Here is a 21680-nt window from a genome sequence, read left to right on the forward strand (position 1 = left end):
TCCGCGTACCGGCTGATCGTCGTGTGTGAGGGTGGCACCATGCCGAACACGCCGACCTTCGTCCTCGTCCACGGGGCGTTCGCGAACTCCTTCTCCTTCGCGCCGCTCCAGGCGGAACTCGCTCTGCGCGGACACCGCTCCCTCGCGATCGACCTGCCGGGCCACGGATTCGCCGCCACGTTCCCCGCGGCCTATCAGGCCCCGCAGGATCTCGGCGCGCTCGCCACCACTCCCGGCGGCATCAAGGGCGTCACGCTCGCCGAGAACGCGGCCCATCTCATCGGTGTCCTGGAACGGGCGAAGCGGCACGGCCCGGCGATCGTCGTCGCCCACAGCCGAGGCGGCATCACCGCCACCGCCGCCGGCAACGCCCGTCCCGACCTGATCGACCGTCTCGTCTACGTCTCCGCCTGGTGCCCCGTCGACCTCGACGTGAACGACTACTACGCCGAGCCCGAGATGGCCGGAGTCGACGCGGCCGGGCTCGCCCGGGCCCTCGCCGGCGACCCGGCCGCGCTCGGCCTGATCCGTACCAACTTCCGCACCGCGGACCCCGAGGCGCTCGCCGCCTTCCGGCAGGCGTTCGCCGCCGACCTCACCGACGACGAGTTCCGGACCTTCCTCAACACCTTCCAGCCCGACGAGAACCTGGACGCCGGCTCGTCCGCGGACCGCGCGCAGGCGGCCACCTGGGGCCGGATCCCGCGCAGTTACGTGCGGCTGGCGGACGACGTCAGCATGCCGCCCGCCATGCAGGACCGGCTGATCCGCGAAGCGGACGCCCTCACCCCCGGCAACCCGTTCGACGTGCACACCGTGCCGGGTGGCCATCTGCGCTGGCTGGTGCACCCGGAACCGGCCGCCGACGTCCTGTCGGGGCTCGCGGCGGGCTGACCGGACGGGGCGACCGGGGTGCGGGGCGCCCGGCTGTCACCAGCCGACGGCGACCACCATCCACTGCGGGTTCCGGACCGAGACGAACGACGACTGCTCGGCGACATCGTCGTACGGGAAGCCGTACGCCAGGCTGCCGATCGCGTGCTGGTGCCAGAACTGGGCGTAGTAGTTGGCGGGACCCTGCCGGTAGAAGCGGCTCGGGTCGCCCCACTGGTTCTGCGGCAGCTCGGCGACGTGCCGGTTGAGCGCCGCGCAGCCGGGGGCGTCGCCCGCGAGCGGGCCCGAACAGCCGAAGACCTCCTGGGTCGAGACATTCCGACCGACCGACCGGGCGTAGTCGCTCATGTAGGCGGCGTGCTTCCCGCCCGGCTGGAAGTCCGGCACGTTGCCGGGGGAGGGGATGCGGTACGGGGCCTGCACCTGGCTCAGCGACGCGAACTCCGGCGGCATGGCGGCCGCGAACTTCTGCCAGGTGGCCTCGCGGGACTCCTGGAACGTCGCGTAGTCCTCGCCGACCTGCCGGTCCGTGCCGTCGTGGCCGTGCACCCGCATGGCGAGCTTGAGCGCGAAGGCGTCGACGCGGGTGGTGTTGCCGTGGAAGGCGTCGGGGCCGACGGTGAACTCGATGAAGTCGGAGTACCGGCTGTCGGGCGAGCCGAGGTGGAAGTACATCCGGCCGGCGGAGTTGGCGGGCATGTCCACGTAGCGCTGCTGCGCGATCGAGCGGGTCTGCCCGCCGAAGGACCAGAAGACCTGGTCGTCGGGGTACTGGCCGTTGGTCCTGTTGAGGATCTGCACCGTCAGCACGTTCTGGGCGGGCGGGATGGCGCCCGTGTCGCCCCAGAAGGAGGCCGGCGGCGGGTCGCCCGCAGCGGGGGCCGGGCCGGGTGCGGGCGGTACGGCGGCGTGGGCGGGCGTGCCGGTGCGGTCGGCCACCGCCAAGCAGGCGAGTAACAGCAGGGCGACGGCGGCCGTCAGCAGGCCGCGGTGGCGTCTGGGCCACGTCGGGTGCGCGGGGGACATGCGGGGGCTCCTTCGCTGTGGGGGCGTACACGGCCCGAGGCGGGAGCTGCCCGGCGGGCCGGGCGTACAGAGAGCGCTCTCAGAGCGTCGTGAGGTGTGGATGCGTTGTCAAGGGGCGCGGTCGTACGACCTCCGGGAGTTGAACACCGCGCGTGCCCGCCGGACCCATTGACTGCATGACATGAAGGGAGTTCACTCACCTCGCGCAAAGGTATGGACCATGCTCCACGCTCGACCCCACGACGCATCGAGGTGAGCTCCATGTTCGTACGACGACGCAGACATCCGCTCCGCAGGGCCGTGCTCGTCGCCACGGCCCTCGCCGCCGTGCTGGCCGTGCCGCTGCCCGGCGCCGCGGGCTCGGCACCGGCCCCCGAGTCCGGCGGAAAAGCCGAAGCCGCGCCCTACGCCGTCACGTTCGAGGACAACTTCGACGGCCCGGCGGGCTCGGCCGTCAACGGCGGCAAGTGGCTGATCGAGACGGGCGACAACGTCAACAACCACGAGCGGCAGTACTACACCGCCGGCAACGCCAACGCCGCGCTCGACGGTCAGGGCAACCTGGTCATCACCGCCCGGCGCGAGAACCCGGGCAACTACCAGTGCTGGTACGGCCGGTGCGAGTACACCTCCGCCCGGCTCAACACCTCCGGCCGCTTCACCACCACGTACGGCCACGTCGAGACCCGGATGAAGCTCCCCCGCGGCCAGGGCATGTGGCCCGCGTTCTGGATGCTCGGCAACGACATCGGCCAGGTCGGCTGGCCCGCCAGCGGCGAGATCGACGTGATGGAGAACGTCGGCTTCGAGCCGGGCACCGTCCACGGCACGCTGCACGGCCCCGGCTACTCCGGCTCCGGCGGCATCGGCGGCGGGTACACGCTGCCCGGCGGGCAGCAGTTCGCGAACGGCTTCCACACCTTCGCCGTCGACTGGTCGCCGAACAAGATCACCTGGTCCGTCGACGGCAACGTCTACCAGACGCGCACGCCCGCCGACCTCGGCGGCCGGCAGTGGGTGTTCGACAAGCCGTTCTTCCTGATCCTCAACCTCGCGGTCGGCGGCTACTGGCCCGGCGACCCCGACGGCAGCACCTCCTTCCCGCAGCAGCTCGTCGTGGACTACGTCCGCGTCAGCACCTCCGACGGCGGCGGTAACTCCGGTACGTTCACGGGCGCGGGCGACAAGTGCCTCGACGTGGCCGGCGCGAACCCCGCCAACGGCACCGCGGTCCAGCTCTACGACTGCAACGGCACCTCCGCGCAGCGCTGGACCGTGGGCACCGACGGCACCATCCGCGCGCTCGGCAAGTGCCTCGACGCGGCCGCCGCCGGCACCGCCGACGGCACCCGGGTGCAGCTCTACGACTGCAACGGCACGGGCGCCCAGCGCTGGTCGTACAACTCGGCCACCCGCGACATCGTCAACCTGCCCGCGGACAAGTGCCTGGACACGGCGGGCGGCTCGACGGCCAACGGGACGCCGACGCAGCTCTGGACCTGCACCGGCGCCGCGAACCAGAAGTGGACGCTCAACTCCTAGGGTCTGTCGTCGATCCCGCGTCGTTCGCCCGCAGGGCGGGCGGCGCAGGGGGTACCGCCCACGCCCCCAGGGCGTAGGGGGAGGCCGGTGCGTGTGATCGTAAGGCGGAGGGCCGACCGCGCAGTGGGTCTGTCCGGTCGATCCCGACAACGCGGCGAGCGTGCGTGCCGGGCTCCCCCACAGCGCGCTGCGCGCAGGTGGGCGGTACCCCCAGCCGCAGCCGGGAGATCGACGACAGACCCTAGCGCCACGGGCCCCGCAGGGGTGCCGGGAAAGCGCTCTCGCAGGTACGGACCCGAGTCTTGACGCCGCTTCCCGGCGCCCCCTTAACTTCAACACGTGAAATAGCCGGACCCCCCACTCGACTTCACCGCCGCGCCCCGGCCGCCGCGGCCCGCCGTCCCGGTGCCCGTGCCCACGCGTGCCCGGATCGGCGGCCGGCTGCCCCCGCGCGCCGGCCTGAAGAGGACGGTGACAGCACATGGGAACACACCGAACGAACCGCAGGACCGCCCGCCGGGCGCTCGTCGCGGGCGCGGCGGCGGCCGCGGTCGCCGGCGGCTGGGCACTGATGCCCGCCGCCGGCGCCTCGGACGCAGGAGAGAGGGCCGCCGCCGCGGCGCCGGCCGTGGCGCCCTACCTCTACAACGGCTGGGGCAGCCCGCCCGACCCCGCCGAGGTCATGGACGCCACCGGCGTCGGCGGGTTCACGCTCGCGTTCGTCCTCAGCAACGGCACCTGCAACCCGCAGTGGGACGGGCAGCGCCCGCTCACCGGCGGCGTCGACGAGGAGACCGTCGCCGCCGTCCGCGCCGCGGGCGGCGACGTCGTCCCGTCCTTCGGCGGCTGGAGCGGCAACAAGCTGGAGAGCTCCTGCGGCACCGCGGACGCGCTCGCCGCCGCGTACCAGAAGGTGATCGACGCGTACGACCTGACGGCCATCGACATCGACCTCGAAGCCGACGCCTATGACAGCCCCGAGGTCCAGCAGCGCACGGTCGACGCGCTCAAGGCGGTCAAGGCCGCCAATCCCGGGCTGCGGGTGATCTTCACCATCGGCACCGGCCAGAACGGCCCCGACACCAGCCTCATCGACCGGGCCGCGGAGTCCGGGCTCGACGTGGACGTCTGGACGATCATGCCGTTCAACTTCGGCGGCAACGGCGGGGACATGGGCCAGTTGTCGGTCCAGGCGTCGGAGGGGCTGAAGGGCTCGCTGCAGGAGGCGTACGGGTACGGGGAGGAGGAGGTGTACCCGCGCATGGGCATCTCCTCGATGAACGGCAACACCGACGTCGGCGAGGTCGTGGACCAGGACGACTTCCGCACGATGCTCGGCTACGCGCAGGACAAGGGCCTGGGCCGGCTCACCTTCTGGTCCGCCAACCGCGACCGGCCCTGCAACGGCGGCGGCGCCGACACCTGCGGGGGGATCCCGCAGGAGCCGTGGGAGTTCACCTCGATCCTCGCCCAGTACCAGGGCTGACGTGCCGGGGCGCGGTGGCGGCCCCTCCCACGCCACCGTGCCCCTCGCCCCGTCCTGACGGCCCCTGGCGCGGGCATGCGCTCAACGCCCGGTCGCCAGGCTGCCGCCGCCCTCGACGCGGCCGGTCACCCGGGCCCGTACGCCCTTCTCCGCCCGCTTCGCAAGCGTCGGTCCTTCGGCGCTGGCCGTCACGTCCCCGGTGGCCTCCAGGTCGCGTACGTCCCGGCTGCCGGCCGCCAGCAGGTACCAGTCGCCCGAGGGGGCACGCCAGTCGGTCGACGCGAGGACGTGCTGCCCGAAGCGGCTGCACGCGGCGGAGTCCTCCCCGCTGCTCTGCGCGGCGACCACGCGGCCGGGCGTCGCGGCGGAGCGGGCGGGCGGCTGCAACTGGACGACGATCTGCCCAGGACCCCGCCAGGTGGCGGCCCTGCTGCACACCCAGTCGGCCCGGCCGGCATCCTCGGGCAGCTTCTGCTGCGCGAACACCCAGTTGTTCACGGCCCGTACGCCCTCGCCGCGCCAGCCGTCGAGCCGGCACGCCGAGCGGGCCCAGCCGGTGAGCGCGGTACCACCGGTCGCCTCGCGCGGCTGCCGGGCCGGGGCGTCGCCGCCGGGCGCCGGGGTGTACGTCAGATGGACGGGGGTGAGGTCGCCGAGGTCGGTGACGAGGAACGAGTGGTCCTCCACGATCCGCGTGGAGGACCGGAGCTGGAGCGCCGGCCAGGTGTCGCAGCCCTCGGCGGGGCTCGACGGCACCGGGTCCGTGACCCCGTCGTCCGTGACGGCCAGGTCGCGCGCGGGGTCGTCGGGGCGGAGCAGGTCGCGGGTGGCCGTCTCCGCCACCCAGGGGGCGAGGAGGTAGCGGATGCCGTCGCCGCCGCGGCTGACGGCCACCGCCGCGGCGGTCGTCACGTCGGCGTCGTCGACCCGGGCGACGTCGAGGGCCGGGGGCGCGCCGGCGCCGTCCGCGGACTCGGCGTAGCGCACGACGCGTTGCCCCTCGTAGAGCATGACGACCGCCGCGCCGGAGACCTCGCCCGCGTACAGCAGTCGGGGCGGTGTGGCCGGCGGAGCGGCGGACGTGCCCGGGGTCGCGGTCACCCGGGTCTCCGGTGGCGGCGCGGCCCAGGCGGACAGTGCCCGGGTCAGCAGTTGGTCGTCGCCGGTCAGCGGGCCGCGGGCGGGCCAGGCGGTGAAGTCCACGCGCGCGGTGTCCGCCCACGCCTCCGGCGGTGCCTGCGCCAGCCGGCCGGGGTCGAGCAGCGCGGCCGGTACGACGGCGGCCTCCCGGGCGCTGCCGGCGGTGCGCCCGCCTCCGTCGTCGTCGGGCAGCACGGCGAGACCCGCCCCGACCGCGCCGGCGGCGACCGCGGCCACCAGCGCCGCGGCGGCCCGCCGCCGGCGGCGTCGGCGTACCAGGTCCGTCGGCCGCAACTGCACCGCCGTGGGGTCGAACTCGCCTGAGCGCAGCAGCGCTTCCGACTCCGGCACGGCGGTGGCGACACTCTCCGCCGTACGCAGCGCGGCCCCCGGGTCCCGCACGCCCGCCCGGCGCAGCAGGTCCCGCGCGCGGGCGGAGCCCAGGCCGGCTTCCGTCAGCAGCGCGAAGGCGGCGCGCTCGGGGGCCGACAGCCGCGCCAGGGACCGTTCGAGCCCCAGTTCGTCCGCGCCCCCGGCAGCCGTGGCCAGCCGCAGCCCCAGCACCAGGGGCAGCCCTTGGCCCGCCCGCAGCCACCCCGGCCCGCGGCGCGCCGCGGCGTCCCGGCGCAGCGCGTACCGCAGCACCCGCACCCGCAGTTCGTCGAGGCGGACGTCGGTCTCCGGCTCGCGCGGCACGGGTGTGCGCTGCGCCGGGACACGCGCCAGACGCCGCGACCGCCCGGCCGCGAACGCGCGTTGCACGGCGGCGTGGGCGGTGAGGACCCGCCGGTGCCTGCCGAGGGCCGGCGGGAGCGTGAGGTAGGCGAGCCGGGCGAGCGGCGCGTAGTGCGCCAGCGGCGGTGCCCCCGGTGCGGCGGCGGGTGCCCGGTCGCGGGGGCGGTCGCCGTCGCGGAGGTGCGGGCGGCTGCTCGTCGGCATGGGGACCATCCACGGGGTTCGTACGGGCGGGCTCGTACCGCCAAACGAACGACCCCCGGACGAGTCACGGAGCGATCCCCGCCCCGCCTGCTTCCGCTCCGCGCCGGCGCCTCAGACGGTGCCGGGGACCGGGCGGCACAGCTCGGCGATCGCCGTTGCCAGCCGGGCGAGTTCGGCGTGGTCCGCCGTGCGGCCGTGCAGGTGCCCGAGGCGTGCGCCCGCCCCGTCCCGGGGGTCGGGTGGGGGCGCGGCGGCGGTGGCCAGGTCGGCGAGGTCGACGCCCGGCAGGTGGCGCAGGCCGTCGAGCCGGGCGGACAGGTCCTCCGGGCCGCCCGCGGGTCTCTGCCGGGTCCCGCGGGCGGGGGGCAGCAGCGTGTACTGGTACGTGACCCCTTCGAACCGCGGCGGGTCCGGCACCGGCAGCCCCAGCGCGAGCCGCATCGCCGCCGCCACCAGGTCGAAGCCGGAGCCGCGCCGTACGACGTCGCCGACGAGGCCGCCGAGGCGGCCGTTGACCTCGATCAGCCGGGGCCCGTCCGCGGTGAGCTTCAGCTCCGTGTGCACGATCCCGTCGCTGATGTCCAGCGCGCCTATCGCCGCCTCGGCCAGGTCTTCCGCGCACTCCGCCAGCGGTGCGTCCAGGGTGTGCGGGACGAAGGAGCCGCGCTCCCGGAACGGCTCGACCAGGGGGAACTTCCCCGTCACGCAGAGAGGTTGGCACTCCTTGCGGTGCACGGCCGTCTCCACGGAGACGTAGTCGCCCCACTGCGCCCCGGCCGCCCCGGGGTCGCCCGGGAGCAGCGCCTCGACCAGCAGGTCCGCACCGGGCGCCGCGTCCGCGCAGGCCGCGACGGCGGCGCGGGCGCCCGAGAGGCTGTCGAGCCGGTGGACGAGGCGGCCCCCGGCGCCGCGCCGCGGCTTCAGCACCGCGGGCAGCCCCACCGTGTCCAGCGCGGCGTCGAGGTCGGCGGCGTCGGCGACGGGCGCGAACGGCAGGTCGTCCAGGCCCGCTTCGGCGAACGTCCGGCGCTGCTGGAGCTTGTCCACCAGCCGGCCGGTGACCGCCGGGGTGTGCCAGTACGGGATGCCGAGCGCCGCCGCGATCGCGGAGGTGAGCTCCATCCGGGGCTCGCTGAACGTCAGCAGCCCGTCGGGTACGAACACGGCGACCGCCCGCGCCGCGTCCTGCGCGTCCAGCCCGGTGATGTCGCACAGCGCGAACCGCCGCGTCAGCACCGGCAGCAACTCCCGTACGTGCTCGGAGGCCCGGTCCACGACGAGGAACAGCTCCGCCCCGCAGAAGCGGGCGGCGGCCGCGACCTCCGCGGCACCGGCCGAGCCCGCGTCGTACAGGACGCCCACCGTCCGCTCCCCGCCCACCGTGCCCACGCCGTCGCCCGGCGGATACGGGACGGACTGGGGCACCGGGCCCGTCCCGCCCCGCGCCGCCCGCACCTACCCGCCGTCCCCGGCGCGCCGGCCGGCCCCCGCGGCCAGCGCGACGGCGGTGACGAGCAGGCCGCTGCGGCACAGCCAGCGGCCGTTCATGTGTGCCAGCGAGGTGCCGTCGACGGTGGGCGCGGGGACCAGGATCCGGGCGGTGAAGGTCCCCTTTCCGGGGTCGACGTCGATACGGGCCTCGTCGAAGTCCAGCTCCCTCGCGGTCAGCGGGTACCAGACCTTGAAGACCGACTCCTTGGCGCTGAACAGCAGCCGGTCCCAGCAGACTTCGGACGTGCCGCGCATCCGGGCGCGTACCTGCTCCTGCTCCTCCGGCAGCCCGATGGCCTCCAGGAGGTCGTCCTTCAGCGGTTCGTTGGGCTCGGCGTCGATGCCGATGCCGAGTACGTCGCCGCGGCGGGCGACGGCGGCGGCGCGGTAGCCCGCGCAGTGTGTCATGGAGCCGACGATCCCGGCGGGCCACTGCGGCGCGCCGCGGCGGCCGGGGAGCAGGGGCGCGGGCTCGACGCCGAGCGTGCCCAGGGCGCGGCGCGCGCACTGCCGTACGGTGGCGAACTCCGCCTGCCGGTGCGGTACGGCCCGGGCGACGGCCCGCGCCTCCTCGGGGTAGAGCCGCTCCGCGGGCGGCTCGGGCGGATCGGTGAACGCCTCGGCCGCGGTCACCTCGCCGGGCAGTAACTCCTGGAGGAACCGGGCCCGTTCGGGGGTCGTCGTGAGCTCCTTGGGCCGCCCCGCCGGGGCCGCCGCCGTCGTCGACGACGGCGGCAGGACCGTGCGCAGCAGCTCGCGCGGCGGGCGGCGCTTCCACTCCCGCGGGTAGCCGAGCGAGACCTCGGTGAACTTGACCCCGTCATACCAGGTGACGCGGGGGATGTGGAGGTGGCCGTAGACGACGGCGGCGGCGCGGAAGCGGCGGTGCCAGCCGGCGGTGAGCGTCGTGCCGCACCACTGCGCGAACTCCGGGTAGCGCAGGATGTCCGTCGGCTGGCGCACCAGCGGCCAGTGGTTGACGAGCACCGTGCGGTGCGCAGGGTCGACGGCCGCGAGCCGCCGCTCGGTCAGGGCCACCCGCTCCCGGCACCAGGCGTCCCGGGAGGTGTGCGGGTCGGGGTGCAGGAAGTACTCGTCGGTGCAGACGACCCCGGCCTCGTGGGCCAGGCGCAGCGACTCCTCCTTGGTCGCCGCGCCCGGGACGCGGAAGGAGTAGTCGTAGAGCACGAACAGCGGGGCGATCGTCACCGGCCCGCCCTCGCCGTGCCAGACGGGGTACGGGTCCTCGGGCGTCACGACGCCGAGGCCGCGGCAGAGTTCCACCAGGTGCCGGTAGCGCTCCTCGCCGCGCAGCGTGACCGGATCGTCGGGGTGGGTCCACAGCTCGTGGTTGCCGGGCACCCAGACGACCTTGGCGAACCGCTCGGCGAGCAGTCCGAGGGTCCATTCGATGTCCGAGACGCGCTCGCCGACGTCGCCGGCGACGATCAGCCAGTCGCCGGGCGCGGTGGGACGCAGTCCGGCGGTGATGTCGCGGTTCTCTTGGTAGGCGACGTGCAGGTCGCTGACGGCCAGCAGTCTTCCGTGCATCAGGGCCATTCGATCATTCGGCGGCGGCGGATCGGGTGGTGTCAAGGGCGCGACGGCGGCTTCCGTACGGCAGCCGCGCGCCGGGCGCGTGCCGACAGGTTGGTGCCCGTACCTAAATTCCCACCAAAAGTCGGCTGACCGGCCCTTTCGTAGCGGCAAAGCCCGGCCGCGGCAGGGGAGTTGCGAGCGCGGCGGGCGCCGCGCCAGACTGGATCCTCAACGTCCGTTGAACAGAAGTGTTCTGTTTGCGAATGACAGGGAGCAGATCGTGACCACACCGGCCGCAGGGTCCCCCCACGGCGCGGCGCCGGCCCAGGTGCCGACGGAAGCGCCCCCGGAAGCGCCGGAAGCCGGCGGCTCCGGCACCAACCGCGTGCTGTTCGGTCCGGTCGTGCTCGGGCTCTTCCTCGTCCTCGCGTTCGCCGGGCTGATGATCCCCGGGCTGCGCAACCCCGCCCCAGCGACATGCCGCTCGGCCTGGCGGGACCAGGACCGGCCGTCGCGCAGGTCGAGGCGCAGCTCGACGCGGCCGCCCCCGGCGCGTTCGAGGTCAAGCGGTACGCCGACGAGGCCGGGGCCCGCACCGCCCTGCGCGAGCAGGACGTGCTCGGCGCCATCGTCGTCGGCCCGTCGCCGAAGCAGCCGCCCGGCCTGCTCGTCGCCAGCGCCGCGGGCGACGCCCCGACGACCGCCGCCACCACCGCGTACGAGCAACTGACCGTGCAACTCGGCACGCCGCAGAAGGTCGACGACGTCGCCCCACTGCCGGAGAAGGACTCCCGCGGGGTCAGCGCCGTGCTGCTGTGCGTCGCCCTCACCATCGGCGCGCTGATCTTCCAGCTCGTGCTGAGCCTGGCCGCCGCCCACGTCGGGGCGCCAAGGCGGTGGCTGTCCTGCCTCTGCTACGCGGTCGTCGCCGGCGCGGCCGGGGCGCTCTTCGCCGGGCCCGTCACCGGCACCCTGGACGGCCACTTCCTCGAACTGCTGGGCGTCGCCACGCTGCTGTCGCTGACCGTCGTCGGCGTCGTCGCGGCCTGCCAGGCGCTGCTGGGCGCGCTCGGCATCGCCGTCGGCGCGCTGCTCGTCCTCCCGCTCGGCCTCGCCTCCTCCGGCGGCGTCGTCGACCCGCACTTCCAACCCGCCTTCTACGGTGCCGTCTCGGAGTACCTGCCCATGGGCAGCACCGTCTCGCTGCTGCGCCGCGTGCTGTACTTCGACGGCAACGCGGCCGCCGGACCGCTGCTCACGCTGGCGCTGTGGGCGGCCGGCGCCTGGCTCGTCACGGTGGCGATGGAGCGGATCCGTCCCTTCCGCCCGCTGATGGTCATCGTGCCCGCCGCCGCCGTGGCCCCGTCCCGTACCGCCGCGGCGCGGACGGCCTGATGGCGCGGCCCCACAAGCCCGGCGGCCGGCCGGCGGACGAGCCGCCGGAAGCCGGGCAGGACCGCCGCGAGCTGATCCGGCTCGCGGCGGTCGAGCTGTTCGCGCGGCACGGCTACCGCGGCACCACCGTGCGCGCCATCGCCGAACGCGCCGGGGTCGACCCGGCGCTGGTGATGTACCACTTCGGCAGCAAGGAGAACGTCTTCTCCACGGTGATCCGGGAGACGATGCGCGCCGAGGAGCTGCTGCCGGAACTGCCCCGGCTGCTCGACGAGGTCGCCGACACCGACAGCACCGACGACCCCGCCGTGGACGGCAAGTGCCCCGGCGGGCCGGGCAGCCGGCTGCTGCGCGGCTTCCTCACCCGCTGGGAGGACGCCGCCACCCGCCCCTCGCTCCTCGTGGTGTTCCGCTCCGCGATGGAGCACCCCGAGGCGTCGCAGCTCTTCCGCGAGGTCGCGGGCGGCGAACTGCTGCTGCCCATCGCCCGCCGCATCCCCGCGCCCGACCCCGAACTGCGCGCGGCGCTGGTCGCCTCCCTGCTCGTCGGGCTGGTCACCGGGCGCTACGTGGTGCCGATCGAACCGCTGGCCGGCATGGAGCTGGACACCGTCGTCGGGCTCTACGGCCCGTACGCCGACGACATGCTGCTCGGCCGGCTGGGCGGCTCCCCGCCGCCCGGGCGGCCCGACGCCTGACCCCGCGGAGCGCGTCAGGGGCTCCGCGGGGTCAGGCGCGTCGTCGGGGGCCGTCCGGCCGGGGTGCCGTCTCGTCAGTGGCTCGTCGGCAGCGTGCCGTTGACGAGCGCGTCCACCACGTGGCGCCGCTGGAGCTTGCCGCTCGGGGTCTTCGGCAGCGTGCCCCGCGGCACGACCTCCACCCGGTCGGGGCGCAGCCCCGTCTCGGCGGAGACCGCCTGGATGACGCCCTCGCGGATCTGGGCGACGGCCTCGGCGTCCGCGTGGCTCTTCGACTCCACCACCAGCACCAGCGCCTCCGTGCTGCGCTCCTCGTCCGGGCAGCCCACGGCGGCGATGGAGTTCGCCCGCAGCCCCTCCACCGCGGCGGCGGCCGACTCGAAGGCGTACGGGTGGTAGTTGGACCCGGCGATGATGACGACGTCCTTGATACGGCCGGTGACGTAGGTCTGCCCGGCGTCGGTGAAGCCCTGGTCGCCGGTGTTCAGCCAGCCGTCCTCGCCCAGGACCTTCGCGGTCTCCTCGGGCTGGCGGTAGTAGCCGGACATCATCGAGGCGGTACGCAGCAGGATGGTGCCCTGCCTGCGGTCCGGCAGGTCGGCGCCCGCGTCGTCCACGACGCGCAGCTCCATCCCCGTCAGCGGGGTGCCGGAGGAGACCAGCTCCTGCGCGTCGGCGGCGCCCGGCTCGGCCTCCACGACCTCGCCGTCCGCGGCCAGCCGGTCCCGGCTGACGGTGAGCGTGGTCAGCGGCTCGCCGGGCACGCACATGGTCGCGGCGAGGGTGATCTCCGCCATGCCGTAGCAGGGCATCATCGAACGCTCGCCGTAGCCGTACGGGGCCATGCGCTCGGCGAACAGCCGCAGTGTGTTCGCCTGGACGACCTCCGCGCCGTTGCCCGCGACCCGCCAGGCGCTCAGGTCGAGGCCCGCCAGCTTGGCGTCGGGGATGTTCGAGGCGCACATGCGGTACGCGAAGTTGGGCGCCGAGGTGAACGTGCCCCGGTAGCGGTGCATCGCCCACAGCCACCGCTCGGGCCGCACCGCGAACGACAGCGGCGGCATGCTGGCCACCGGCAGCCCGTGCAGCAGCGGCGCGAGGTTCAGCCCGATCAGGCCCATGTCGTGGTGCATGGGCAGCCAGCTCACGATCAGGTCGCCGGCGCGGTAGGCGTGCTCGCCGATCGCCGCGGCGTTGGCGAAGATCGACTCGTGGGTCAGGGTCACGCCCCGGCTGTCGCCCGTGGTCCCGGAGGTGAACTGCAGCAGCGCGATGTCGTCGGGCTTGGCCTGCGCGGCGGCCAGGTCGAGACCGCCTTCGAAGGGCGGCTCGACGATCGCGACGCCGGCCTCCTTGCACGGCTCCGTCACCGCGTCGAGGAACTCCGGCGCGACGACGACGGCGCGCGGCTCGGCGCGGCTGATCAGCAGCCGCAGCCGGTCGGCCCAGCGCTGCCGGCGCATCGTCGCCAGCGGCGGCTCGCTGACGAACGGGATGGCGCCCAGCAGGAAGCAGCCGTGCAGCGTCGCGTACGCGTCGGCGCTGGTGTCCATGCAGACGCCGACGCGGTCACCGCGCCGCACGCCGTGCTCCGCGAGGGTTGTCGCCGCGGCACCCGCGCGCTCGGCCAGCTCCGCCGCGGTCAGCCGTACGGGGTCGCCGGAGCCCTCGACGTACGCCAGCGGCCGGTCGGGGTCGCTGTCCGCGAGGTCGAGCAGCGCCGCGCCTATCGTGGCGGCCGTCGTCATCGCGACCGGACCCGGATCCGTCTCCGGCTGAAATCCTGCGCGGTCCGCGTGAATTGCCTCGGTCGAAACGGCAATTGTCATTCCATACCCCCGAATTGACTGCCGCGGTCGCGGCATGAAATGGGCTGGCTGAGGTAAGGTCATGATGGGCGGCGGGCAACGGCGGCGTCAAGTCGGGTAATTCCAGGTCGCGGCTTTAGCGGGCCGCTAGACGGTCCTTAGTCGGCAAGACCACGATGGACTCGCCAGAATAGTGCTGCGCGGCCAGGACGCGTAGCCGTAAAGTCCCCGCGGTCCCGTACCGGGATTTCACAGACGCATACTGAAGGAACGACTCGACATGTTTGCGCTTGCATTCCCAGGTCAGGGTTCGCAGCACAAAGGGATGGGTGCGCAGCTCTTCGGCAGGTTCCCGGAGGAAGTCGCCCGCGCGGACGAGATACTCGGCTATTCCATCGAGGAGCTGTGCCGCGACGACGTCGACGGCAGGCTGCAGAACACGGAGTACACGCAGCCCGCGCTCTTCGTCGTCAACGCGCTGAGCCACCTGGCCCACCGTGCCGACGGCGGCGCCGAGCCCGACTATCTGGCCGGGCACAGCCTCGGCGAGTACAACGCTCTGCACGCCGCCGGCGCGTTCGACTTCGCCACCGGGCTGCGGCTGGTCGCCAAGCGCGGCGAACTGATGTCGCGGGTCGCGGACGGCGGCATGGCCGCCGTCGTCGGGCTGACCGCGGAACAGGTCGCGGAAATCCTGGGCCGGCCGGGCCTGGAGACCCTGTCGATCGCCAACTACAACAACCCGACGCAGATTGTCGTCGCGGGACCGCGCGAGGACGTGGCGGGCGCCCGCGCCGTCTTCGAGGAGGCCGGCGCCGGCCTGTTCACCGTGCTGCGCGTCAGCGGCGCATTCCATTCCCCGTACATGTCGGCTATCCAGGGCGAGTTCGCCGGGTTCCTGAACGGATTCACCCTCGCGCCGCCCGCCGTGCCCGTCATCTCGAACGTGACCGCCCTGCCGTACGAGGACGACGTCGCCGCCGCGCTGGTACGGCAACTCGACCACCCGGTGCGCTGGACCGACACCGTCCGCTACCTCATCGCGCAGGGCGTGTCGGACATCAAGCCCGTCGGCCCGGGCCGGGCCATGCGCGGGCTGATCAAGGCCACCCGGCGCGACGAGGAGCGCCGCGCCCAGGAAGCGCGGGAAGCGGCGGCGGAGGGAGCCGCGCAGACCGCGGCGACGGCCGTCCCCGGCGGCGAACTGCGCCTGCGCCGCCCCGAGCGCGACCGCGCCCGCTCCGAGGGCACCCCCGCCGTCCAACTGCACCAGGCGCTCCTGAAGGACCTGCGCACCACCGTCGCGCAGGTGCTGAAGGTCGAACCCGCCGTCGTGCGCAGCGAGACGGAGCTGAGCGAGCTGGGCTTCGACTCGATCCGGCTGATCGAGTTCGCCGACCTGCTGCGCCGTGACCTCGGCGTGGACCTCACCCCCTCGGTGTTCTTCGAGCACTTCACCCTGGAGGCGTTCGCGCGCCACCTGCTCACCGAGCACCACGACCTCGTCTCCGCCCGCTACCCCGACGCCGGTGACGACACCCCCCGCACCGGCCCCCGTGGCGCGGGCCACGCGCAGGACGACGCCCCGCTGCCGGACCCGTACCCCGTCGCCGTCGTCGGCCTCAGCGCCGTCCTGCCCGGCTCCGCGGACCTGGAGGGCTTCTGGCAGCGCCTGCTGGCCGGCGACGAACTCGTCACCCGGGTCCCCGAAGGCCGCTGGCGCGACTGGGCGGGCGAGGAGCGCGCGGCCCGCGCGCACGGCGCGTTCCTCGACGAAGTCGACTCCTTCGACTGCTCGTTCTTCGGCATCTCGCCGCACGAGGCCGAGCTGATGGACCCGCACCAGCGGCTGTTCCTGCAGACCGTGTGGAAGGCCGTCGAGGACTCCGGCCGTCGCCCCGACGCCCTCGCGGGCAGCCGCACCGGCCTGTTCGTCGGGCTCAGCTCCATGGACTACGCGGAGGTGCTGGGCCACAGCGCCGCCGGACCCCAGGCGCACACCGCCACCGGGCTCTCCCACGCCGTGCTGCCCAACCGGGTCTCGTACCAGCTCGACCTGCGCGGCCCCAGCGAGGCGATCGACACCGCCTGCTCGTCGTCGCTCGTCGCGGTCCACCGCGCGGTCCGCAGCCTGCGCACCGGCGAGTGCGGGCTCGCCATCGCCGGCGGCGTGAACCTCATGCTCAGCCCCACCCCGTTCGAGTGCTTCGAGCTGGCGGGGATGCTCGCCCCCGACGGCCGCTGCAAGACCTTCGACCAGTCCGCCGACGGGTACGTACGCGGCGAGGGCGTCGTCGCCGTCGTGCTCAAGCCGCTGGCCGCCGCCGAGGCCGACGGCGACCACATCCACGCCGTGATCCGCGGCAGCGCCGTCGGCCACTCCGGCCGCGCCGCGTCGCTCACCGCGCCCAGCCCCGAGGCCCAGGCCGACGTCATCGTCGACGCCTGGCGCGCCGCGGGCCTCGACCCGGCGACCGCCACGCACGTGGAGACCCACGGCACCGGCACCAGCCTCGGCGACCCCATCGAGATCGAGGGCCTGAAGCAGGCGTTCGCCCGCCTCTACGCCGCCTGGGGCCACGACGCCCCCGCCGAGCCGCACGTCACCCTCGGCTCGGTCAAGACCGCCATCGGCCACCTGGAGGCGGCGGCCGGTCTCGCCGGCCTGGTCACGATGGTGCAGGCGCTGCGGTACGGGAAGCTGCCCGCCCTGCGCCACTTCGAGAAGCTGAACCCGTACATCCGCCTGGACGGCAGCCCCTTCCGCATCGGCGACCGCGCCGGCGACTGGCCGCGCCGCCCCGCTCCCGAAGGGCCCGTCACCCCGCGCCGCTGCGGCGTCAGCTCCTTCGGCTTCGGCGGCAGCAACGCGCACGTCGTGCTGGAGGAGTACGGGCGCGAGCCCGCCGCCGACGAGGCGCCGAGCGCCCCGCTGCTGATCCCGCTCTCCGCCCGTACGCCCGACGCGCTGCGCGACTACGCCCGCGAACTGGTCCGCCACCTCGACCTGCACGCGCCCGCCGAGGGCACCGCCGACTTCGCCCTCACCGCGCTCGCCGACACCCTGCAGCTCGGCCGGGAGCCGATGGCGGCCCGGCTCGCGGTCGTCGCGGAGGACGCCGACGAACTGTACGACGCGCTCGTGCACTTCCTGCGCGGCGAGGACCAGGGCGACACCTGGTGGAGCGGGCAGGCCACCGGCGCAGCGGACCTCTCGCGCGCGCTGCTCGCCGGGCCCGAGGGCAACACGTACCTCGACGCGCTCGCCACCGCGGGCAAGACCGCGGCCCTCGCCCGGCTCTGGGCGGCCGGCGCGGACTTCGACTGGGCGCTGCTGCGCGGCGGCAGGCCCGTACGCCGCACGCCCCTGCCGACGTACCCCTTCGAGCGCCGCCCGATCCGCCCGCAGGACCTCGTCCCGCACGTCCTGCTGACTCCGGGCCAGGCGCAGCCCGCCCTGGTCGCGGCGCCCGCACCCGCGGCCCTGGCCGCCGCCCCTGCGCCTGCCGCGCTGCCGAGCGGCGCGGGCGCCGCGCAGGAGGCCGTGCTGGGGCATCTCGTGGGGCTCTTCGCCGAGGAGCTGAAGTGGCGGCCGGAGGAGATCGATCCGCGGGCCGGCTTCGACGACCTGGGCCTCAGCTCCCTGCTGGTGGAGAAGCTGCGCCGGCGGCTGGAGGAGCACTACGGGCCGGTCGACAGCGCCACGCTCTTCACGTACAAGAACCTCGACGCGCTCGCGCGCCACATGGCAGGACGGGTACGCACCCCGCCCGCCGCGACGCCCGCACCCGCGGCGGTGCAGCCGGCCCCCGTGCGGCCCGCCGTACGGTCCGCCGCCGTGCAGCCCGCGGTCGCGGGCGCCGGCACCGCGGACATCGCCATCGTCGGCATCAGCGGCCGCTACCCCAAGGCCCCCACCCTGGCCGACTTCTGGGACCGGCTGCTGGCCGGCGACGACTGCGTGGACGAGATCCCCCTCGACCGTCCCGGCTACCGCCGCTACGCGGAGCTGGCGCGCGAGAAGTTCGGCGACCAGTGGCCGCGCTGGGGCGGCTTCCTCGACGACGTCGACGCCTTCGACCCGCAGTTCTTCCACATCTCGCCGCGCGACGCCCGGCTGCTCGACCCGCAGGAGCGGCTCTTCCTCACCACCGCGTGGGAGACCCTGGAGGACGCCGGCTACACCCCCGCCTCGCTGGCCGACCCCGAACTCGGCGACGAGCGCGGCTCGGTGGGCGTCTTCGCCGGGGTGACGTACAACAACTACCAGATGTTCGCGGGCGGCGACCTGGACGAGGGCGTCTGGCGCATCGTCGGCTCGCAGACCTTCTCGGTCGCCAACCGCATCTCCCACCTGCTCAACCTCGGCGGCCCCAGCCTGACCCTGGACACGGCCTGCTCCTCCTCCCTCTACGCCATCCACCTGGCCGTCGCCGCGATCCGCCGAGGCGAGTGCGCCATGGCGCTGGCAGGCGGGGTCAACCTGTCGCTGCACCCGAGCAAGTACGTCATGCTCGCCGAGGCCGGGTTCCTCGCCGAGGACGGCCGGTGCCGCGCCTTCGCCGAGGGCGGCACCGGTTACGTACCGGCCGAGGCGGTCGGCGCGGTGCTCCTCAAGCCGCTGGACCGGGCGCTGGCCGACGGCGACCGGATCCACGCCGTCATCAAGGGCTCGGCGGTCAACAGCGACGGCCGCACGTACGGTTACGGCGTCCCCAACCCCGTCGCGCAGGCCGAGCTGGTCCGCGCCGCGCTCGCCGACGCCGGCGTCGACGCCGGCTCCATCGGCTACGTCGAGGCGCACGGCACCGGCACCAGCCTCGGGGACCCCATCGAGGTCCGCGGCCTCACCGAGGCGTACGCGGACGCCGCCGCCCCGCACCGCCGCGACGGCCGCCCGGCGTGTGCCATCGGGTCGGTGAAGGCCACCATGGGCCACGCCGAGGCGGCGGCGGGCATCGCCCAGGTCACCAAGGTGGTGCTGCAGTTGCGGCACGGCACGCTCGTGCCCTCCCTGCTGCACACCCCCGAACTGAACCCGAACCTCGACCTCGACAGCACGCCGTTCGCCGTGCAGCGCGAGACCGCCAGGTGGGAGCCGCCGGTGCTGCCCGGTCCCGGCGGGTCGGCCGCCGGGCCGCGCCGCGCGGGCGTCAGCTCCTTCGGTGCGGGCGGCGTCAACGTCCACCTGATCCTGGAGGAGGCCCCGGCCCGCCCCGTCCCGGCCGCCGCAGGCGCCGGCCGGCCGCTGGTGTTCCCGCTGTCGGCCCGTACGCCGGAGAACCTGCGCGCGTACGCCGCCCGCCTGGCGGCGTTCCTGCGCGCGCTGCCCGCGGAGCCCGGCGCCGACGACCCGGAGGCGCCGCGGGCCGCCGACGTCGCGTACACGCTCCAGCACGGCAGGGAGCCGATGGAGTACCGCGCCGCGTTCGCGGCCCGTAACCTCGCCGAGGCCGCCGAGCGCTTCGCGCGCGTCGCCGCCGGCGACGACGCCGACGCGAGCGTCAGCACCGGCCGCCGCCCCGGCCGGTCGGGCGCCGCGCGCGCGGTGCCCGCCGACGCCGCGCCGGAGCAGGCCGCCGCGCTGTGGGCGGCGGGCGGCGACACGGACTGGGCGGCCCGGCCCACCGGCGGGCGCCGGGTGTCGCTGCCGACGTACCCCTTCTCGCAGGAGCGCTACTGGCTGGAGCCGAGCGCCACGAACTCGGTACGGCCGACCGCACCGGCCGTGCCGATCCCCGTCCCCGCGCCGCGGACCGCCCCGGAGGCGACGGCCCCCGAGGCGGCCCCCGCGGCGCGGGAGGCGCCCGCCGCGACGGACCTGCTCGCGTCGCTGGCCGCCGCGCCCGCGAGCGAGCGCCACACCGCGCTGGCCACGCGGATGCAGCAGACGCTCGGCGAGCTGCTGGAGTTCCCGCCCGGCAGCCCGCCGGACCGGCAGCGCGGCTTCTTCGAGCTGGGCCTGGACTCGGTGATGGCCGTCCGCCTCGGCAACCTGCTCGAAGAGGCGCTGGGCCTGGTCCTGTACGCCGGGGTGGTCTTCGACTACCCGTCCATCGACGAACTGGCCACCTACCTGCTGGACGAGCTGAGTCTCGACGACGCCCCTGCCCCGGCGGCACCGGAACCCGCCGCGCAGGCACCGGAGTCCGCGCCCGACGGTGCCCTCCAGGTCGTGCACTACACCGCTGGCTGGGAGCAGGCCGCCGCCCCCGGGGGCCCCGCCTCCTGGCTCACGGGAGCCGTGCTCGTCTTCGACGACGACGGCGCCCTCACCGAGCGGGTACGCGACCGCCACTCCGGCGCCGCGCCCGTCGTCGGCGTCCGGCCCGGCGAGGCGTACGAGGTGGCCGGCGACGGCCGTACCGTACGCGCCGGATCCGCCCAGGACCACGCCGCGCTGCTCGCGGGACTCGACGCCCTGCCGGTCACCGTGCTGCACGCGTGGAGCGACCCGCGTACCGCGCTCACCTCGGTCTTCCACCTCAGCCAGGCGCTCCTGCGGCAGGGTCTGCGCGCCCCCGTGCGGCTGCTTCGCGTCACCGCCCACGCCGACGGCGGGCCCGACCCGCTTGCGGAGGCGTTCGGCGGCTTCGCCCGCAGCGTCGACCACGAGAACCCGCGGCTCGTCCAGCAGGCCGTCGCCGTACGCACCGCCGCGGGCGAGGAGCCCGCCGCGGCCCTGCTGCGCGCCTGCGAGGCCGAACTCGCCGCGGACGCCCGCGCCGACGCCGAGGTCCGCCACGACGCGGACGGCCGCCGGGTGCGCAGGCTCCGTGAGCTGCCCGCGGTACGCCCCGACGCGCCGGCCGCCGTCGCGGTCCGGCCGGGCGGCACGTACGTCATCACCGGCGGCGGAGGCGGCCTCGGCCTGCTCTTCGCCGAACACCTCGCCCGCCAGGCCCGGGTGAACCTGCTGCTCGTCGGCCGCTCGCCGCTCACCGGGGAGCGCCAGGAGGCGCTGGAGCGCATCCGCGCCCTGGGCGCCGACGTCCGCTACGAGCGTGCCGACGTCGCCGACCGCGGCGACGTCGAGTGGATCCTGGCCGCCGCCCGCAACCGCTGGGGCAGCGTGCACGGCGTCATCCACTCCGCGGGCGTGCTGCGCGACGGGCTGCTGCCCAACAAGACCGCCGACGAGATCGACCTGGTGCTCGCCGGCAAGGTCGACGGCGCCGTCCACTTCGACGCCGAGACCGCCGCGGACGACCTCGACTTCTTCATGGTCTTCTCGTCGCTCGCCGCGCTCGCGGGCAACCCCGGCCAGGTCGACTACGCCTACGCCAGCCGCTTCCTGAACGCCTTCAGCCGCCGCCGCGAGGAACTGCGCGCTGCGGGTGAGCGGTCCGGCGCGAGTATTGCGCTCGTCTGGCCGTTCTGGCGCGACGGCGGCATGCGCGTCGACGAGTCGACGGAGGGCTTCGTACGCCGCCGCCTGGGCCTGACGCCGCTGGAGAACGCGGTCGGGGTGGAGGCGTTCGACGCGGCGCTGCGGCACGCCGCGCCGGAGTTCGGCGTCGTGCACGCCGAACGGGACAAGCTGCAGCGGGTGCTGCGGATCGAGCCGCCGGCCGCCGGGTCCGCAGCGCCGGAGCCCGCAGCGCAGAAGCCCGCGGCGGCTACCAAGGCCGGCGGCAAGCCGGCCGCCGCGAAGGGCGATTCGACGGTGGAGATAGAGCTGAAGGGCGTCCTGACCGAGCTGGGGCTCTAGCCCACGGCCCG

The 21680-nt window shown here is 74.8% G+C and carries 11 protein-coding genes and 1 pseudogene; 6 read left to right on the plus strand and 6 right to left on the minus strand.

Annotated elements, in window-relative coordinates:
* Positions 1-39 precede the first annotated feature (39 nt).
* Positions 40-894, plus strand: a complete 855-nt coding sequence (locus CXR04_RS33800) for an alpha/beta fold hydrolase (protein ID WP_101425998.1) — start codon at positions 40-42, stop codon at positions 892-894.
* Between the two features lie 36 nt (positions 895-930).
* On the opposite strand, the gene CXR04_RS33805 is transcribed toward CXR04_RS33800, so the two are convergent.
* Positions 931-1920: a glycoside hydrolase family 64 protein gene (locus CXR04_RS33805; RefSeq protein ID WP_101425999.1), complete on the minus strand. Its 990-nt coding sequence runs from the start codon at positions 1918-1920 to the stop codon at positions 931-933.
* Between the two features lie 261 nt (positions 1921-2181).
* Between CXR04_RS33805 and CXR04_RS33810 the strand changes: the two genes are divergently transcribed.
* Together CXR04_RS33810 and CXR04_RS33820 are read left to right on the plus strand one after the other, a co-directional pair.
* Positions 2182-3462, plus strand: a complete 1281-nt coding sequence (locus tag CXR04_RS33810; RefSeq protein WP_234380628.1) for a glycoside hydrolase family 16 protein — start codon at positions 2182-2184, stop codon at positions 3460-3462.
* A gap of 481 nt (positions 3463-3943) precedes the next feature.
* The gene (locus tag CXR04_RS33820; RefSeq protein WP_101426002.1) at positions 3944-4948 is read left to right on the plus strand and encodes a chitinase; all 1005 of its coding nucleotides are present in this window, start codon (positions 3944-3946) and stop codon (positions 4946-4948) included.
* Positions 4949-5029: 81 nt separating this feature from the next.
* Here CXR04_RS33820 and CXR04_RS33825 read toward each other — a convergent pair whose 3' ends face one another.
* From CXR04_RS33825 to CXR04_RS36285, 4 genes and pseudogenes are all read right to left on the minus strand, one after another.
* Positions 5030-7036, minus strand: coding sequence for a hypothetical protein (locus CXR04_RS33825; RefSeq protein WP_101426003.1), 2007 nt, complete (start codon positions 7034-7036; stop codon positions 5030-5032).
* 102 nt (positions 7037-7138) lie between these two features.
* Positions 7139-8452 carry an ATP-grasp domain-containing protein gene (locus CXR04_RS33830; protein ID WP_234380630.1) on the minus strand — a complete coding sequence of 438 codons (1314 nt, stop codon included), beginning with the start codon at positions 8450-8452 and terminating at the stop codon, positions 7139-7141.
* A gap of 30 nt (positions 8453-8482) precedes the next feature.
* Positions 8483-9151 (minus strand): 4'-phosphopantetheinyl transferase family protein, encoded by a 669-nt coding sequence (locus tag CXR04_RS36280; RefSeq protein WP_234380852.1) that lies wholly within the window; start codon positions 9149-9151, stop codon positions 8483-8485.
* 75 nt (positions 9152-9226) lie between these two features.
* Positions 9227-10078, minus strand: a pseudogene (locus tag CXR04_RS36285) (metallophosphoesterase family protein); the annotation flags it as partial.
* A 456-nt stretch (positions 10079-10534) separates the two neighbouring features.
* On the opposite strand from CXR04_RS36285, the gene CXR04_RS33840 reads away from it, so the two are divergent.
* Entirely contained in the window at positions 10535-11452 is a 918-nt protein-coding gene (locus CXR04_RS33840; protein WP_234380631.1) for a hypothetical protein, read from the plus strand.
* Entirely contained in the window at positions 11452-12150 is a 699-nt protein-coding gene (locus CXR04_RS33845) for a TetR/AcrR family transcriptional regulator (RefSeq protein ID WP_101426005.1), read from the plus strand. The genes CXR04_RS33840 and CXR04_RS33845 overlap by 1 nt, the downstream gene beginning before the upstream one ends.
* Positions 12151-12224: 74 nt before the next feature.
* Here CXR04_RS33845 and CXR04_RS33850 read toward each other — a convergent pair whose 3' ends face one another.
* Positions 12225-13898, minus strand: coding sequence for a fatty acyl-AMP ligase (locus CXR04_RS33850; RefSeq protein WP_101426006.1), 1674 nt, complete (start codon positions 13896-13898; stop codon positions 12225-12227).
* Positions 13899-14238: 340 nt separating this feature from the next.
* On the opposite strand from CXR04_RS33850, the gene CXR04_RS33855 reads away from it, so the two are divergent.
* On the plus strand, positions 14239-21669 hold the full coding sequence (locus CXR04_RS33855; protein WP_101426007.1) for a type I polyketide synthase: 7431 nt from the start codon (positions 14239-14241) through the stop codon (positions 21667-21669).
* Positions 21670-21680 lie beyond the last annotated feature (11 nt).

Source organism: Streptomyces sp. CMB-StM0423 (assembly GCF_002847285.1).
Classification (GTDB): domain Bacteria; phylum Actinomycetota; class Actinomycetes; order Streptomycetales; family Streptomycetaceae; genus Streptomyces.

Bases quoted from the DNA above. Each gene is read 5' to 3' on its own strand.
- CXR04_RS33800 (WP_101425998.1), top strand. From the start codon at position 40: ATGCCGAACACGCCGACCTTCGTCCTCGTCCACGGGGCGTTCGCGAAC.
- CXR04_RS33805 (WP_101425999.1), bottom strand. From the start codon at position 1,920: ATGTCCCCCGCGCACCCGACGTGGCCCAGACGCCACCGCGGCCTGCTG.
- CXR04_RS33810 (WP_234380628.1), top strand. From the start codon at position 2,182: ATGTTCGTACGACGACGCAGACATCCGCTCCGCAGGGCCGTGCTCGTC.
- CXR04_RS33820 (WP_101426002.1), top strand. From the start codon at position 3,944: ATGGGAACACACCGAACGAACCGCAGGACCGCCCGCCGGGCGCTCGTC.
- CXR04_RS33825 (WP_101426003.1), bottom strand. From the start codon at position 7,036: ATGGTCCCCATGCCGACGAGCAGCCGCCCGCACCTCCGCGACGGCGAC.
- CXR04_RS33840 (WP_234380631.1), top strand. From the start codon at position 10,535: ATGCCGCTCGGCCTGGCGGGACCAGGACCGGCCGTCGCGCAGGTCGAG.
- CXR04_RS33845 (WP_101426005.1), top strand. From the start codon at position 11,452: ATGGCGCGGCCCCACAAGCCCGGCGGCCGGCCGGCGGACGAGCCGCCG.
- CXR04_RS33850 (WP_101426006.1), bottom strand. From the start codon at position 13,898: ATGACGACGGCCGCCACGATAGGCGCGGCGCTGCTCGACCTCGCGGAC.
- CXR04_RS33855 (WP_101426007.1), top strand. From the start codon at position 14,239: ATGTTTGCGCTTGCATTCCCAGGTCAGGGTTCGCAGCACAAAGGGATG.